This window comes from Burkholderia sp. KBS0801 (assembly GCF_005937855.2).
Taxonomy (GTDB): Bacteria; Pseudomonadota; Gammaproteobacteria; order Burkholderiales; family Burkholderiaceae; genus Burkholderia; species Burkholderia ambifaria.
On record NZ_CP042178.1, the window covers coordinates 2,391,082 to 2,405,137 of the forward strand.

11 protein-coding genes are annotated in these 14,056 nt (G+C 63.1%); 4 read left to right on the plus strand and 7 right to left on the minus strand.

Going from position 1 to position 14,056, the window contains the following annotated elements; all coding sequences use genetic code 11:
* Positions 1-46: 46 nt before the first annotated feature.
* The 4 genes from FFI87_RS27590 to FFI87_RS27605 all read left to right on the plus strand — a co-directional run bounded on the left by FFI87_RS27590 (position 47) and on the right by FFI87_RS27605 (position 4,071).
* Positions 47-973, plus strand: a complete 927-nt coding sequence (locus FFI87_RS27590) for a LysR family transcriptional regulator (protein WP_186381738.1) — start codon at positions 47-49, stop codon at positions 971-973.
* 113 nt (positions 974-1,086) lie between these two features.
* Positions 1,087-2,217, plus strand: coding sequence for a DSD1 family PLP-dependent enzyme (locus FFI87_RS27595; protein WP_138850001.1), 1,131 nt, complete (start codon positions 1,087-1,089; stop codon positions 2,215-2,217).
* Between the two features lie 130 nt (positions 2,218-2,347).
* Complete coding sequence (locus FFI87_RS27600) at positions 2,348-3,319, plus strand: ornithine cyclodeaminase family protein (RefSeq protein ID WP_138850000.1); 972 nt, start codon at positions 2,348-2,350, stop codon at positions 3,317-3,319.
* A 29-nt stretch (positions 3,320-3,348) separates the two neighbouring features.
* Positions 3,349-4,071, plus strand: coding sequence for an HAD family hydrolase (locus FFI87_RS27605; protein WP_138850271.1), 723 nt, complete (start codon positions 3,349-3,351; stop codon positions 4,069-4,071).
* A gap of 87 nt (positions 4,072-4,158) precedes the next feature.
* Here FFI87_RS27605 and FFI87_RS27610 read toward each other — a convergent pair whose 3' ends face one another.
* The 7 genes from FFI87_RS27610 to FFI87_RS27640 form a co-directional block, all read right to left on the minus strand.
* On the minus strand, positions 4,159-4,413 hold the full coding sequence (locus FFI87_RS27610; RefSeq protein WP_144594407.1) for a hypothetical protein: 255 nt from the start codon (positions 4,411-4,413) through the stop codon (positions 4,159-4,161).
* A gap of 33 nt (positions 4,414-4,446) precedes the next feature.
* Entirely contained in the window at positions 4,447-4,623 is a 177-nt protein-coding gene (locus FFI87_RS35400) for an Imm53 family immunity protein (protein ID WP_138849998.1), read from the minus strand.
* 76 nt (positions 4,624-4,699) lie between these two features.
* Complete coding sequence (locus FFI87_RS27620; protein WP_138849997.1) at positions 4,700-5,014, minus strand: hypothetical protein; 315 nt, start codon at positions 5,012-5,014, stop codon at positions 4,700-4,702.
* 231 nt (positions 5,015-5,245) lie between these two features.
* Positions 5,246-5,569 carry a hypothetical protein gene (locus tag FFI87_RS27625; RefSeq protein ID WP_012365368.1) on the minus strand — a complete coding sequence of 108 codons (324 nt, stop codon included), beginning with the start codon at positions 5,567-5,569 and terminating at the stop codon, positions 5,246-5,248.
* Positions 5,566-10,428: an RHS repeat-associated core domain-containing protein gene (locus tag FFI87_RS27630; protein WP_138849996.1), complete on the minus strand. Its 4,863-nt coding sequence runs from the start codon at positions 10,426-10,428 to the stop codon at positions 5,566-5,568. The genes FFI87_RS27625 and FFI87_RS27630 overlap by 4 nt, the downstream gene beginning before the upstream one ends.
* A gap of 42 nt (positions 10,429-10,470) precedes the next feature.
* The gene (locus FFI87_RS27635) at positions 10,471-13,272 is read right to left on the minus strand and encodes a type VI secretion system Vgr family protein (protein ID WP_261378590.1); all 2,802 of its coding nucleotides are present in this window, start codon (positions 13,270-13,272) and stop codon (positions 10,471-10,473) included.
* A gap of 133 nt (positions 13,273-13,405) precedes the next feature.
* Positions 13,406-14,023: a glutathione S-transferase family protein gene (locus FFI87_RS27640; RefSeq protein WP_138849995.1), complete on the minus strand. Its 618-nt coding sequence runs from the start codon at positions 14,021-14,023 to the stop codon at positions 13,406-13,408.
* Positions 14,024-14,056: the final 33 nt, after the last annotated feature.

The window sequence follows — 14,056 nt, forward strand, 5'->3', positions numbered from 1 at the left end:
GATGTGTTGTTTAATGCTGCGCAACGCCAGCATTAAGAGATATGCAATGCTCGATCTCGAAGACCTTCGACTCGTCCGCGCGATCGGCGCGTCGCGCTCATTGGCATCCGCTGCCCGTCTGCTCGATCTCACCCCGCCCGCCGTCACGATCCGCCTGCAGCGGATGGAGGCGCGGCTCGACGTACGACTTGCCGTGCGACAGCCGAAAGGCATCGCATTGACCGACGAGGGCCAGCGGCTGTATCAGGAAGCCGTCGAGATTCTCGAGCGCGTCGAGGCACTGCCGGTCAACATCTCGGGCGATCACGGCGACGTGCAGGGCACGCTGCGCGTCGTCGCGCCGTTCGGCTTCGGACGCAAGTACGTCGCGCGGATCGTGCGTGACGTGCAGCGCGCGCATCCGAAGCTCGAGATCTCGCTGTACCTGTCGGAGAGCCCGCTGGGCAGCGCGTCGGGCGCCGACGTGGTCGTGCATGTCGGCACCCTGAAGTCGTCGTCGTGGATCGGCTATCCGCTCGCACCCAACGAGCGCTTCCTGTGCGCGAGCCCCGGTTACGCGCGTCGCATCAGCGAACTGAACCATCCGTCCGACCTCTCCCGCTACGACTGCCTGTGCCTGCGCGAGAACGACGAGGACGTCCCGCGCTGGCACTTCTCGCAGCCCGGCGACAACCAGGGTGAAGCCAGGCGAACCGCGGTGATCCGCGTCTCGGGCGCGCTTTCGTCGAACGACGGCACCGTCATCACCGACTGGGCACTGGCCGGGCTCGGCATCGTCGAGCGCTCGGAATGGGACGTCGCGCCGCTGCTCGCGAACGGCAAGCTGGTGCGGCTGCTGCCCGACTGGCATCTGCCGCCCGCACCGGTGACCGCGCTGCTGCCGTCGCGCACCGGCCGCTCCGCGCGGCAACGGGTTTTTCTCGACGCCGCGAAGCAATTTCTCGATCCGCCGCCATGGCGCGGCAAGGCCTGAGCGGCTTTCCACGATTAAATGCGGCTTAATGATCGATTTGGCATGCATTAAACACGCGGCCGGCCGATCGCCCTACAGTGTTCGCTGTCGGCAACCCACCGAGGCAACGCACCATGGGCATACCCCCCCTGAACACCCCCGCCGCATTGATCGACGTCGATCGCATGCGCAACAACATCGCGCGCATGCAGGCGCATCTCGGCACGCTGGGCGTCAAGTTCCGGCCGCACGTGAAGACCACCAAATGCCAGCAGGTCGTCGACGCGCAGATCGCGGCCGGCGCGCAGGGCATCACGGTGTCGACGCTGAAGGAAGCCGAACAGTTCTTCGCGGCCGGCGTGCGCGACATCGTCTATGCAGTCGGGATGATTCCGGCCAAGCTGGGTCAGGCACTGGCGCTGCGCCGCCAGGGCTGCGACCTGAAGATCGTCGCCGACAGCCTGCAAACCGCGAACTCGATCGCCGAATTCGGGCGCGAGCACGGCGAGCGCTTCGACGTGTGGATCGAAGTCGACGTCGACGGCCACCGTTCGGGGATTCGGCCCGACGACGGTCTGCTGATCGACGTCGGCCGCGCGCTGGTCGACGGCGGCATGGCGCTCGGCGGCGTGCTCGCTCACGCCGGTTCCAGTTATGAATACGACACGCACGACGCGCTGGTCGCGATCGCCGAACAGGAGCGCGGCCGCACCGTGCACGCCGCCGATCGCCTCAGGGCGGCCGGCCTGCCCTGCCCGGTGGTGAGCATCGGTTCGACGCCGACCGCGCTGTCCGCGACGAACCTCGACGGGGTGACGGAAGTCCGTGCAGGCGTCTACGTGCTGTTCGACCTCGTGATGCACAACATCGGCGTGTGCGCGCTGGCCGACATCGCGCTGTCGGTGCTGACCACCGTCATCGGACACCAGGAAGAAAAAGGGTGGGCCATCATCGACGCGGGCTGGATGGCGATGAGCCGCGATCGCGGCACCCAGCGGCAGGCGCGGGATTTCGGCTACGGACAGGTGTGTACCGAAGACGGCGACGTGCTCGGCGAGTACGTGATGAGTTCGGCCAATCAGGAGCACGGCATCGTGTCGCGCATCGATACGCCCGACACGCGCGTCGCGCAGCGGTTTCCTATCGGCACGCGTTTGCGGATCCTGCCCAATCACGCATGCGCCACCGGTGCGCAACATCCGGAATACCACGCGCTGAGCGGCGACGGCACGGTCGAGACGTGGCCGCGCTTCTACGGGTGGTGAGCGCCGAGAGCACGGTAGCCGGTGCGGCGATCCAATGCCCGACTCTTCACTCGGACCGAATTGACAGTTTGTCTATATCTATACAAACTATAAACATTGCGATTCGCATCGCCCCACAGGCTCGCCCACCATGCCGACAGACGCTCAACTCCTTCTTCTCGACCGCGACGTGGTCGAACCGGCCCTTCAAGCCGAACAAGTGACGGCGGCCGTGCGCGAGGCCTTCGTGCTGCATAGTCGGCGCGCCGGACGCGTGTTCCCGGTCGTCCGCGAGAAGCTGCATACCGGCGGGGTATTCGGAATCAAGTCGGGCGACGTCGCGAGCCAGGATCTGCTCGGTTTCAAGGCTGCCGGGTTCTGGCCCGGCAATCGCGGCCGCGGTGGCGAACCGCATCAGGCGACGATCGCGCTGTTCGATCCGGCCACCGGCCGCCCGCTCTGCATCATGGACGGCAACGCGATCACCACGGCCCGGACCGGGGCGGCAGGCGGCCTCGGGCTGCAGGCGCTCGCCCGCCGCGACAGCACGCGCATCTGCGTGTTCGGCACCGGCGTGCAGGCGCGCGTCCAGCTCGACTATGCGATCAGGCTGCTGCCGCAACGGTGCTCGGTGCAGTACGTGAACGTCAGCGGCGAAGTCGATCCGGCGTTCGAATCGGCATTTCGCGAACGCTGCGACATCCGCGTCGCGCGAGACCGCAACGAGGCGGTGGCCGACAGCGACGTGGTCATCACGGCGACGCCGGGCGGCGGCCCGCTGTTCGATGCGGATGCGGTGCAGCCCGGCACGCACCTGACTTGCGTGGGCGCGGATACCGCCGGCAAGCGCGAACTTCCCGACCGCGTATTGGAGCGTGCGCGGATTTTCGTGGACGATCACGAGCAGGCGCGCAGCATCGGCGAGTGTCAGTGGGCGCCGGATTTGCCGCGCACTGAAATCGGCGACGTGCTTTCCGGGGCTGTGTCGGTCGATCGCGCGGCGAGCGAGATCACCGTGTTCGACATGACGGGGCTCGCGCTGCAGGACCTGACCGTCGCGCGTTTCCTGTATCGGCACGCTGTCGAGCGCGGCGCGGGGCGCGCCATCCCGTGGCCGTGGTGAGCGGCGACTGCGTGGTATCTTCCGTCGCCATGCACCTGAACAACGTTTCCGCCATCTCGTTCGATCTCGACGACACGCTGTGGCCGTTCGGACCCTCCGTCGAACGGGCCGAGGCGTCGCTGCATGCGTGGCTGCTCACGCACGCGCCCGAAACCGCGCACGTGCTGCCCACGTCGCAGGCACTGAACCAGTTGCGCGACGAATACGAACGCTTGCGGCCGGATCTCGTCGGCGACTATCGTGCGTTGCGCATCGGCTCGATCCGGCTTGCGCTGGAACGCGCGAACGAAGACGTCACGCTGACCGAGCGCGCATACGACGTGTTCTATTCCGCGCGGAACCAGGTCGAGTTCTTCGACGATGCATTGCCGGCGCTCGCATGGCTGAGCGCGCGCTTTCCGCTGATCGCGGTGACGAACGGCAATGCGGACCTTCGGCTGACGGGCGGCGGCGAGTTCTTCCGCGACACGCTCAGCGCGCGTGCGTTCGGCTTCGCGAAACCCGAGCCGGAGATCTTTCATGCGGCCGCCGCGACGCTCGGCGTGCCCGCGGGGGAACTGCTTCATGTCGGGGATGATTACCACCTCGATGTCGTCGGCGCGTTGAATGCGGGGCTTCAGGCGGCTTGGGTGGTGCGCGACACGCATCCGGACGGGGAACACGTTCGGCAACGAGCGCCTTCCGCACATCTCACGCTGCATGACTTGTCGATGCTTTGTCGAGCGCTCGGCGGGTCCGGCGAGGTGTCGTAGACATTCTTAAGACGATCGGTCGGATCGAATCCTTCGATATGAATCGCCTGCTGTTCGGCAGCGTAGCACCCATACCGTGCAACACGTCTACCAACCTCGCATATCGGGGCGACAGAAACCCGAAACAATATCCATCAGCTCGAGAATTTTATTCTCGCATTCCTCTGCCGCCCCATTCCTCATTGCGTCTAGAAGTGCATAAACGGAATCAGAGCCAAATCCTTGATCACGATACTTCACAATAATGGCTCGCATTAAACCAAGCTCACCGTTTTTTTCCAAGGCGTCGCGCAATGCATTGTCCAACACTCGGTCTAGTTCGACAGTCATCGCTTCACCCATTTTTCGCGAGTTGACCCAAGTGGGGCTCGGTAATCATGAAGACATGCTTTCATTTGGTTGGATCGTCTCATGCTGGGCACTGTCCTGAATGTACCTCAGGCTCACAGGGAGGTTGTCGACATTGACAATCTCCACACCATATGAGTGCTCCCAAACCTCATCACACTGGAACATATACCAGCGCTGCAACTCAATTATTAAACCGCTCATTTTAGCAACCCATTTTCGTCTCGCCGAATCGCCTGCCGTTCGGGTCGTAGAAAACGAACTACGATAAGAATGTCAATTATATTTCGACCCCACTTGAAAACTGAAAACTGATACCCTCCTTCATTATTTGCAAGTCTTCTATTTCATACCTTAGGTCTTGAGGATGCGGACCGACCACATAGAATCCAAGTTTGTAAATCTCAACTTCCAGCCGGTCTATTTCCACCAAAATCTGATCATTCGCCGCCTGCTCGAATTCTGCAAACAATGATGCATAGGTAGCAAAACGTGGAGTAGGCGAGAATTCGCCACGCATGCCCTTTCCAAGTGCGGAGGTCACAATGATTTCACCTACAACGTGCCCACCATAATCCTTAAGAGTTAGTTTCATCTATTTTTCACGATTTGATCCAAGCGCGGTTTGCGAATACTTCTTTCACGCCCAGCGCCGTCGGTTTCAGCAAATACTCGGGCGGATCATATGTGTAAATCCGTGCCGCCCCCCGTGCAGTCGTCGATGCGCGTCAACTGGCCTGCCGCGTCGTGCAGATCACCATTGGCCCGGATCGCCGCTAACCTCGCTAACTACAAGGAGGGCCGCTAACGCGGCCCTTGTAGTTAGTTACTGCTTGATGCGAAACGCCTCCTGCAGCGTTACTTCATCGTCCCAATCCCCATCTTCGAAGCATCTAACAACCATGCTGCTCAATGCTCCTTGCACTAAATTGTACAAATTAGACGATCTAAAATTAACTTCAAGCCATAGTGCTCGATCACTCTCTTTTGTCAACCTAGCATCATACTCAGCCAACGTCTGTAGGCCTCGGTCCTTCAGGCAAACTTCCTGAGCTTGCGCTTTGACACAGGCGTCACTCGACTTCAGTGAATCGATGACAAGCTGCGCTGAAACAGCGTCGTCAAACACCAATCTATATTCGTAGCTCATGATCCGTGCGGCCTCCCTCGAACAGCTGGCAGATCAGCAGGGTTACGGATACCAATGTGCGTTTCATTTGGATCTAGTGATACAAGTCCACGATCATTAAGTTGATTCCCAGCGGGATCTTCCTTGTGAACATGCGCGTTATTTCCCGACCTATAAGGACAAAGGCACTTGTTTCCGTATTTATGAACCCGAACCTCCGATCCATCCGCATGCTTCCAAGTCTCGTTCAAGCCATTGTCCTTCGTTTTGGCAAAGCCCGCATCATTCAGCACCGATCCTACACGTGGCGCACTTCGTCCTTTCACCCGAGGTAGATCGGATGCCGCAGAAAGCCCCAACGGATCAATCCACCCAACCGGGTTAGGCGCGTATTGCCATGCGTTGATTCCACCCGCCAGCCCGATCGGATCCTTGCTAACAAACCGCCCACTCCCCGGATCGTAGTACCGATACCGGTTGTAATGCAGCCCCGTCTCTGCATCGTGATACTGCCCCTGAAACCGGATCGCGTTCGCCACTTCATTCGGCTCCGGCGTCTCCCGCCACACCGTCTTCTCACCGCCCCACGCCCGATACCGCCCCAGCCACACCACCCTCCCCGTGTCATCCAGCAGTTCCTGCGGCGTCCCCAGATGATCGTTCTGGTAGAACAGCGTCGCATGCCGCGTCTTCGCTGGCACCTGCACGAACCGACCGTCCGTGCCCGTTTCAACGAACGCCGCCTCCACCAGTGTCTCGTCCAGCCGTGCCAGCGGCACGAACGTGCCCGGCTCGTGCAGGTACAGCGACGCGCCCTGCCACTGCCGCCGCTCGCCGAGCGTATGGACCCGCTGCGCCACCGGCACCGAGTACGCATCATCCGGATCCTCACGTACCACCTGCGGCGCGCGATGTGCGAGCGGATCGCGCTCGCCCAACTGCGGCGGCGGGACGTGGAATCGCTCCTCCATCAACAGCACGTCGCCGTCCCACGTGAACACCGTTCGATCGACGCTACCGCTCTTGCTCGCCACTTCCTTCAACCGGCGACGGCCGAACGCGTCATAGGTGAAGCTCACGCGTAACTCCGGGCGCACCGTACCCGGTATCGACGTCACGCCGCTTTGCGTCCGCTCGATCCGGTCAACCTCATCCGCCACCGGCGGCTTCGGGTAACGATCGGCCCGTTTGAGCCGGTTCGCCGCATCGTACTCGTACAGCCACGTCACCCCACCCGGTTCAGTCTTGCGCACCAGGTTGCCCTGCGCATCGTGATCGTAGCGTGTGCGGTTCAGTTCCTTCAGCACATTGCCGACGCACTTCGGCAGCGCGTCGTACCAACTGGTCAGCGCATTGAACTCCTCAGCGATCCCCAAGCGCTTCGCGAGTTGCTCGTCGGGCAATCGTTCGCCCGGATGGGCGTCCCACCACGCGCGATCCTGCGCCATCTGCCGCTGCATCCGCGCCGTGACAGACTCGATCGTTTCCTCGCTCGGGCGCGGCAGGATATTCTCCGGATCCACCGGATTGCCCGCCGGATCGAACGCAAACACCTCCTTCAAATCCAGCGTCGTCGCCTTCAGCAAACGCCCGGTCGGATCGTATGTGTAATCCGTGACGCCGCGCGTGCGGTCGTCGATGCGCGTCAACTGGCCCGCCGCGTCGTAGCGCAACTCGCGCCCGACGATCCAGTCTTTCGGTAACGTCCTTTGTACGTCGTGACGCACGATCATCCGTTTCAGCCGGCCCAGCGGATCGTATTCGCGCCGCTGCTCGAAATGCCGATATTGACGGTGGGTCTCGCGATGCAACGCGTCACGCTCGAAATCCACCAGGGGCTGGCCGTCCAGCAGTACGCCATGCAGATGACCCGAGCCGTAGCGCAGCCAGTCGATCGTCCGCGTATTCGGCAGTTGCGTGCGGATCCGGTTGCCGAGCACGTCATATTCATGCCGGGTCACGGTCGTATAGGCACTGTCGGTATCCGGGTAGATCGTCTGTTCTTCCGCGATCAGGTTGTCGGCGTCGTCATAGTGCAGGGTCACGCGACTGCCGTAACCCTGCGCGGTTGTCAGCCGACCACGAGCGTCGTAATAGAAACGCTCGATCACCTGAGCGCGACCGCTGGCGCCCTTCAGCTCCCGCCGCGTCAGGCGGCCGAGCGGATCGCGCGCGTAGCTCGTGTCGATATCACCGGTCTGCGAGCCGATCAGTTGCCCCGTGTCGTCCCACCGGTAGCGGGTCGTGCCGCCATCGAAGTCCGTCTGCTCGGCGAGGCGCCCCAACTGGTCGTAGCTGAACCGCATCTGGTCGCGGTTCTCGTTGGTCAGCGTGTCCAGCCGCCATTGTCGGTCGTATCCGTACGCCAGTTCCCGGCCTGCGGCGTCCTTGCGCCAGATCGGCTGCCTGCGCGCGTTGAACATGTATTCGGTGATCTGGCGCGCGCCGTCGCGGTACGTGCGCAGGTTGCCTTCGCCGTCCCACGTGAAGCGCTCTTCGGTGCCATCCGGATGCGTGACGCCAGTGACCTGTCCGCGCGCATCGCAGCTGTACAGCGTAATGTGCCCCGCTGCATCGGTGATCCGCGACAGATGACCGCGCTCGTCGTATCCGTAGTACGTCGTGTGGCCGGAGCAGTCGGTCGCCTCCGCCAGCCGTCCTCCGTGGTCGTAACGAAAGCGCTTCACGCCGCCCTTCGGGTCGGTCAACGACAGCAGCTCACTTTGGACGCCCCATGCGTAGCGGGTCGTACGACCTGACGCATCCGTCACCGAGACCGGGCGGCCGAGCGGATCGTATTCGGTTTGGGTGACGCGGCCGTCCGCGGTCGTTACCGTGACGGGCAGACCGGCAGCATCGTATTCAGTGCGCGTCGTATTGCCGAGCGCATCGGTTTCGGCAGTGAGGCGCCCCTGCGCGTCGTAAGCGAAAGTTTGCGTGTGACCCAGCGCGTTCTTGGTGCCGATGAGACGGTTCAGTTCGTCCCATTCATAGGACTCGGTCGAACCATCCGGGTGTTCGACCAGCACGATCCGGTTGTGGAAGTCGTAGCGGTGGGTGGTGGCATGACCGTCCGCATCGGTGACCTTGGTGTACCAGTGTTCACGGTGGTACTCGAAGCGCGTGTCGTCCTGGACGTGCTGCCCTTCGCTGCCGTACCAGGTGCGCACACAGCGCGCATCGGCCGGCGCCGGCACGCCTTCGCGTCGCCCCGGCCAGTCCCACGTCAGATTCGCGGGATTGCCGTTGAATTCCGTATAGCGCGTGAGCAGGTGCTGCTCGTACGCATACGTGCGCCGGAAGCCGAGCATGTCGACGTGGCCGATCAGGTCGCCTTCGGCGCTGTACGTGTAGTGCGCGAGTGCTTCGTTCGCGAGGCCAGGGACGCCCGCGCGGTAGATCGCCGACACGCGGCCGTCGACGTAGTCGATGCGAATCGCGTTGGCCACGCCATCGCTGATCGTCGTGAGTTCACCGGCTGCGTTGTAGGTGAAGCTCAGGCCGAGGCCGTCGCGGTTCGTGCGGGAGATGAGGCGGTAGCGAGCCGATGCAATGAAGCCATGCAGTTCGTAATCCTCTCGACTGCCGTCGGGATAGCTCAGTCGAATGCGGCGCCCATCCAGCCGCGTCACCGTGAACTGTTCGGCCGGCACCTCCACCGATTCCCCCATACCGACTGGCGGCAACGGCACCGCCCGGCTATCGGGATCGAAGAACGTCAACCTTCCATCCCGTTCCTCCAGCGACAGGTGATACGCGCTACTCCAGCGCGCGCCCAGCGCGCTCCCGTCGTAGGCCGCGAGGCTCGACCGGTAGCGTCGCGTCCACATGATCGGCACGACGCCGTCCAGCACGAAGTCGGTCTGCTCGAGGTTCTCGTCGCCCATCGCGTAATTGACGGGCTTCGGAGTCGTCGTTTTCGGGCACCCGCATCCGTTCTTCGCCGGCAGCGGGCTCGGCGCCGCGCCTTTCTGCGTCGAATCACGGTGCTCGCCTGGCTTCCTGTGCGGCTCGCGCATCGTGCCCGGCGCGGCCTGCGCCACATGCGACGGGATCCTGCGTGCCTTGCGGGCCTTGATCTCCGCGATGATCTGCCCGGCCATGAACAGCAGACTGCCGGCTTCCTCCACGCTGCCGAACGCCCGGTCGAGCATCGGCCCCGTGTCGCGATCGAACGCGTCCAGCCACGCGACGATCGCGTCGCGCTGCCCCGACACCTTGAGCAACTGATCAATGCCGACGAGCGCGATCTCCTCCGTCGACGGCACCCACGACAGGAAGCCCGTGTTCTTCTTGACCCGTCCCATCTGCTCGGCCACGGAAACGGGATCGAGCACGAAGCGGCGCACCGTGCGCGCGGCTTCGCGCACGCCTGCGACGATGTCGGTCTTCCATTGCGCGAGGGACACGTCGAGTTCGGCCATGAACGCAAGCACGTCGCCACCGGCCGTCGCCCAGAATAGATCGACCAGCATCGCCGCGCCCGCGCCCTTCGCGAACGCGAGCAACACCTCCTTGACGACCGCGCGCGCCGGCCGCGTCGCGTTGCCCGCCGCTGGCACGACGCCGATCGCATCGATCGCGAGGATCCCCCAATTGAGCACCTTCGTGGTGCCGCGCGGCTCGCTGCAGATCCGGTAGATATCGACGCCGACGTCGTACAGCGACATCGCATTGCCGACGAACGGCACCATGTACAGACACTGCACGAAGATTTCGAGGCCGTGATTGCCGACCGATTCGGCGTCGGCCGAGATCAGCGTTGGAGACGTCCCGGGCGCGGGAACCGGACCGACGATGACGCGCCGTGCTTCGGCATTCTGAAGAAGTGCCTTAGGAATCTGGCGCTGTGGGGTAGAAGGTGCGGCGGTTCCGGTCATGGTTGTTATCTGTCTAGAACGGGAAAAAACGCGGAGCGTGAATCAACGCGACACGGTGGTTTTGACGAGCGCAGGCGTGACATCCGATACCGAGGCTGTCGCACGATTGGCAGCGGCATTCGCAACCGGCTGCCCGACCGGTTCGAGTGCGGCTCGAGCAAGCACGGCGCCATCGCCTTTCGCGACGCCGGATGTTGCCGCCCCGATGGAGGCAGCCGCATCCAGTCCTTGCCTGACTGCGTCGCTTTCCGGCACCACCGCCGCCATCACGGCCCCGACGAGACTAGGCACCGCCTGGCCGGCTTCGCGACCGACCGCCGCAAATAGCGCCGTCCCTTTCGGGTCGACCCATTTGCGCGCCTTATCCTGAATATCGTGGTCTTCTTCGAGATACTCGACCGCGCCGCCGTCACGCGGCACATTCGCGACCGTAGCCCTGCCGTTGGCATCGAGCCGGCCCTCGCGCCACGAACCATCCGAAAACGTCACGCGATACGGTGCGTTCCTCACCGGCTCGCCATTCGGGTACGCATGCCAGAGTTGCATGCCGGTTTGTTCCTGCTCAGGCATCAGCGGCAACGCCTGCCTCAGGGTCGCGGATGGCCCGACGCTCAATGGCCCTTTCACCCGGATCTCGCCCGCACTGCCGATCTCGACGATTCCGCCTTCGAGCTTGATATAGGCACCGCCGCACATCAACGTCAGCGCCTTCTGTGCATTCAGCGTCACCGCATCCGACGTGCTCGCGATCGTCACGCCCTTCAGCGCCGTGAGTTCGAGCGCGTCTGCCTGCGCCTGCACGTCGACCTTGCCGGCGCCCGCGTACAGCTTCATCCCCTGCGCATTCGCATACATCGATACCGCATTGCCGGCCGCGACCGTGAAATTGCCGCCGATCGCCGCATCCGCATTGCCGCCCGTCGTCGTGAACAGATGTCCGCCGGCCGCCAGTTGCATATGCTCGCCACTGGTGATCGCCACGCCGTGTGGCGCAGACGCGAGCACCACAGCCGCTTCGAGATCCTTGATCTGCGATTCGAGCAACGCCTGCTGTGCGTCGCATGCGGCCACCGTTGCCCGAGCCTTCTCGACCGCTTCTGCCAGGCTGCGCATGCGGGACCGGGCCGCGTCGAGCTGCTGGCGGGCCGCCGTCATGTCGAAAGCCTGTCCGCCCGCGTTCGACTGGACATCGGCCGTCAGGAACAGCCCCTTGCCCGCACGCAGTACCCCGCGCTCGTCGGTCCTGACCTCGAACCCTTCACCGCGCGTCGCTTTCCGGCTGTCGACGAGATAGCCGAGATTGACCTGAGTCTTGCCGCCGTAGTCCGTCGACAGCTTGATGCCTTCGCGTCCTTTCCGATCCTCGAAACGAAGCTTGTTGTTGGCCCGCGTGCGGATCACGTTGCGCGTATTGAATTCGTCCCGGCTCGTCACCAGGTCGGCCGCCTGACTGTGATGATGTGCGTGCGCGATATAAGGCCGATTCGGATCGCCACCCACGAACGCAACCGCCACCTCCGTATCGACGAGCAGCGGGAAATGGAAGCCTGTCTGGTTGTCCCCAGCGAATGGTTTGGCCAGCCTGAGCGGCACGGATTCACCACCTGCCGCCCAGTCGTCGAAGTCGAAATCGAATCGTACGGTGTAGAGGCCAGCGCTCGTCAGATGCGCATAGGGCGAAGCATCCGGCGCCGTAACGCGCGCCGACAGCGTGCCGGCGATTGCCGGCCAGCGCCGTTCGTCGAGCTTCAGGCGGAACGGCCGGCCACTGGGAATCGCGTCGAACGTGTTGATGTACGACGCATCCCGACCGCCTTCGTGACGCACGGCAATGATGACGATCCCGTGCGGCGCATCGGCCGGCTTCTCGTCGAGCTTCGCGACGAGCCCCGGGGCGAAATCCACCACCGAACTCGTGCCGGAATACACGACCTGCCACGCAACCGCGGCTTCGTGACGCAACTGCGCTTCGTGCCGGGCTTCGTTGCCGTCCAGATGATGCGTGCCGAAGACGTAATGCCGGCCCCACGTCGTCGGATCGTCGCGAACGATATTCACTTCGGCATTGAAGCGGTCGTAGGCCTTGTCCGGGTTGTAATCGGCAACCTTCACCGACTGCGGAATTGTTTCGCTCAGCGACTCGAGCGACAGCACGGCTTCGTGACCGGTTTCGAGTCCGCTTGCCTCGCGATACGGAATCACGACATCCGGACGATATGTGTAGGCATCGACGTCGTCGCCGAAATGCAGTTCGTCGCCATGCTGCCCGGCACGGAAAAAGCAGAACAAGGCCGTCTGTTCCATCAGCAACCTGATGTAGTCCCAGTCGGACATCCGGTACTGCATGCGGAACGCGAGACGCGGATAGGCGCGCCGCAGCTTGAACGAGAACTGATGGGAGCGGAATTCGTGCCGCCTCAGGATCGATTCGATGATCTCGGGCACGGACTGCTGCTGGTAGATGCGTGATGTTTCGACGAGACGCAGGCGAGCGACGAACGGCTCGACAACGATGCGATACGACACGAAATCGTGGGTCTTGCGAATCTGGCCGAATGCGGTGATGCAGCCGGCGAAGGTACGCAGCGCATCGGCGGCGCCGGCCGCTCCTGCCGGCTCGATCGTGAAGATCGCCGGGCGATTGAGATAGTCCGGACGCGCGAGCGGAGCCGGGCTGGTCAGCGTCAGGTCGATTCGATAGGGCTCGCCGAGCCGCTCGTCGAGCGCGAACGACATAATCGACAGATCCTGCGCCCGAGGCGCCCCCGGCACCTCCAGGAAATACGACTGACGGCCGGTTATCCATTGCGCGAGCGCACCGTGCGCACTTCGTTGTCGAGCCATGTTTTTCTCTCAGCCACGGATTTTTTTGTGGAAGCTGAGGGATAAAGGATGGCCACGTTCTCGTCCAGCGAATGGCAACAGTTCGCAACAATGTTCGTGGTTGACCCGCGGTCAAGCCGGATCAACCACCCGCTCACGCCGCCTTGCGCGCCTCCGCAATCCGCTGCGGCGCCTTCGGCCGCGCATACAACCGTTCCAGATACGCGCGCAGTTGCGGGAACGGTTCGATCAGGTTGCATTCGCTCGCCCAGTCGATCAGATACGCCGTCACGCAATCGGCCACCGTCAGCGTATCGCCGACGATGAATTCACGCCCTTCGAGATGCTTGTCGAGAATCACGGCCATCGCGTTGAAATCCTCGCGCGCCAGTTCGATATCGGCCGGCGAGCGCTTCTCGGGCGGATAGATGAACGTATGCCGCGTGATGCGCCACAGCGGCTGCTCGAGTTCCGTCACCGCGAACATGATCCACCGATAGGCCTCGGCACGCCGCGCAAGATCGACCGGCAGCAATTGCTTCTCCGGATACTTGTCCGCGAGATACAGCACGATCGCGGCCGACTCGGGAATCACGAGGTCGCCGTCCACCAGCACGGGCACCTTCCCGGCCGGATTGAGGTGCAGGAATTCGGGCCGCTTGTGCTCGCCCGCGAGCAGGTTGACCGACACGAATTCGAAATCCGCGTCCAGTTCCTTCAGCCCCCACAGCGCGCGTTGCGTGCGGGTGCCGGCAAATCCGTAAAGCTTCATTGCAGTGTCTCCATCCAGGTTGTCGGGAATTGG

What these genes read in the sequence shown, in the direction of transcription:
- FFI87_RS27595 (WP_138850001.1), top strand. Translation starts at nt 1,087, where the DNA reads ATGGGCATACCCCCCCTGAACACCCCCGCCGCATTGATCGACGTCGAT.
- FFI87_RS27640 (WP_138849995.1), bottom strand. Translation starts at nt 14,023, where the DNA reads ATGAAGCTTTACGGATTTGCCGGCACCCGCACGCAACGCGCGCTGTGG.
- FFI87_RS27600 (WP_138850000.1), top strand. Translation starts at nt 2,348, where the DNA reads ATGCCGACAGACGCTCAACTCCTTCTTCTCGACCGCGACGTGGTCGAA.
- FFI87_RS27590 (WP_186381738.1), top strand. Translation starts at nt 47, where the DNA reads ATGCTCGATCTCGAAGACCTTCGACTCGTCCGCGCGATCGGCGCGTCG.
- FFI87_RS27635 (WP_261378590.1), bottom strand. Translation starts at nt 13,272, where the DNA reads ATGGCTCGACAACGAAGTGCGCACGGTGCGCTCGCGCAATGGATAACC.
- FFI87_RS27630 (WP_138849996.1), bottom strand. Translation starts at nt 10,428, where the DNA reads ATGACCGGAACCGCCGCACCTTCTACCCCACAGCGCCAGATTCCTAAG.
- FFI87_RS27620 (WP_138849997.1), bottom strand. Translation starts at nt 5,014, where the DNA reads ATGAAACTAACTCTTAAGGATTATGGTGGGCACGTTGTAGGTGAAATC.
- FFI87_RS27605 (WP_138850271.1), top strand. Translation starts at nt 3,349, where the DNA reads ATGCACCTGAACAACGTTTCCGCCATCTCGTTCGATCTCGACGACACG.
- FFI87_RS27625 (WP_012365368.1), bottom strand. Translation starts at nt 5,569, where the DNA reads ATGAGCTACGAATATAGATTGGTGTTTGACGACGCTGTTTCAGCGCAG.
- FFI87_RS27610 (WP_144594407.1), bottom strand. Translation starts at nt 4,413, where the DNA reads ATGGGTGAAGCGATGACTGTCGAACTAGACCGAGTGTTGGACAATGCA.
- FFI87_RS35400 (WP_138849998.1), bottom strand. Translation starts at nt 4,623, where the DNA reads ATGAGCGGTTTAATAATTGAGTTGCAGCGCTGGTATATGTTCCAGTGT.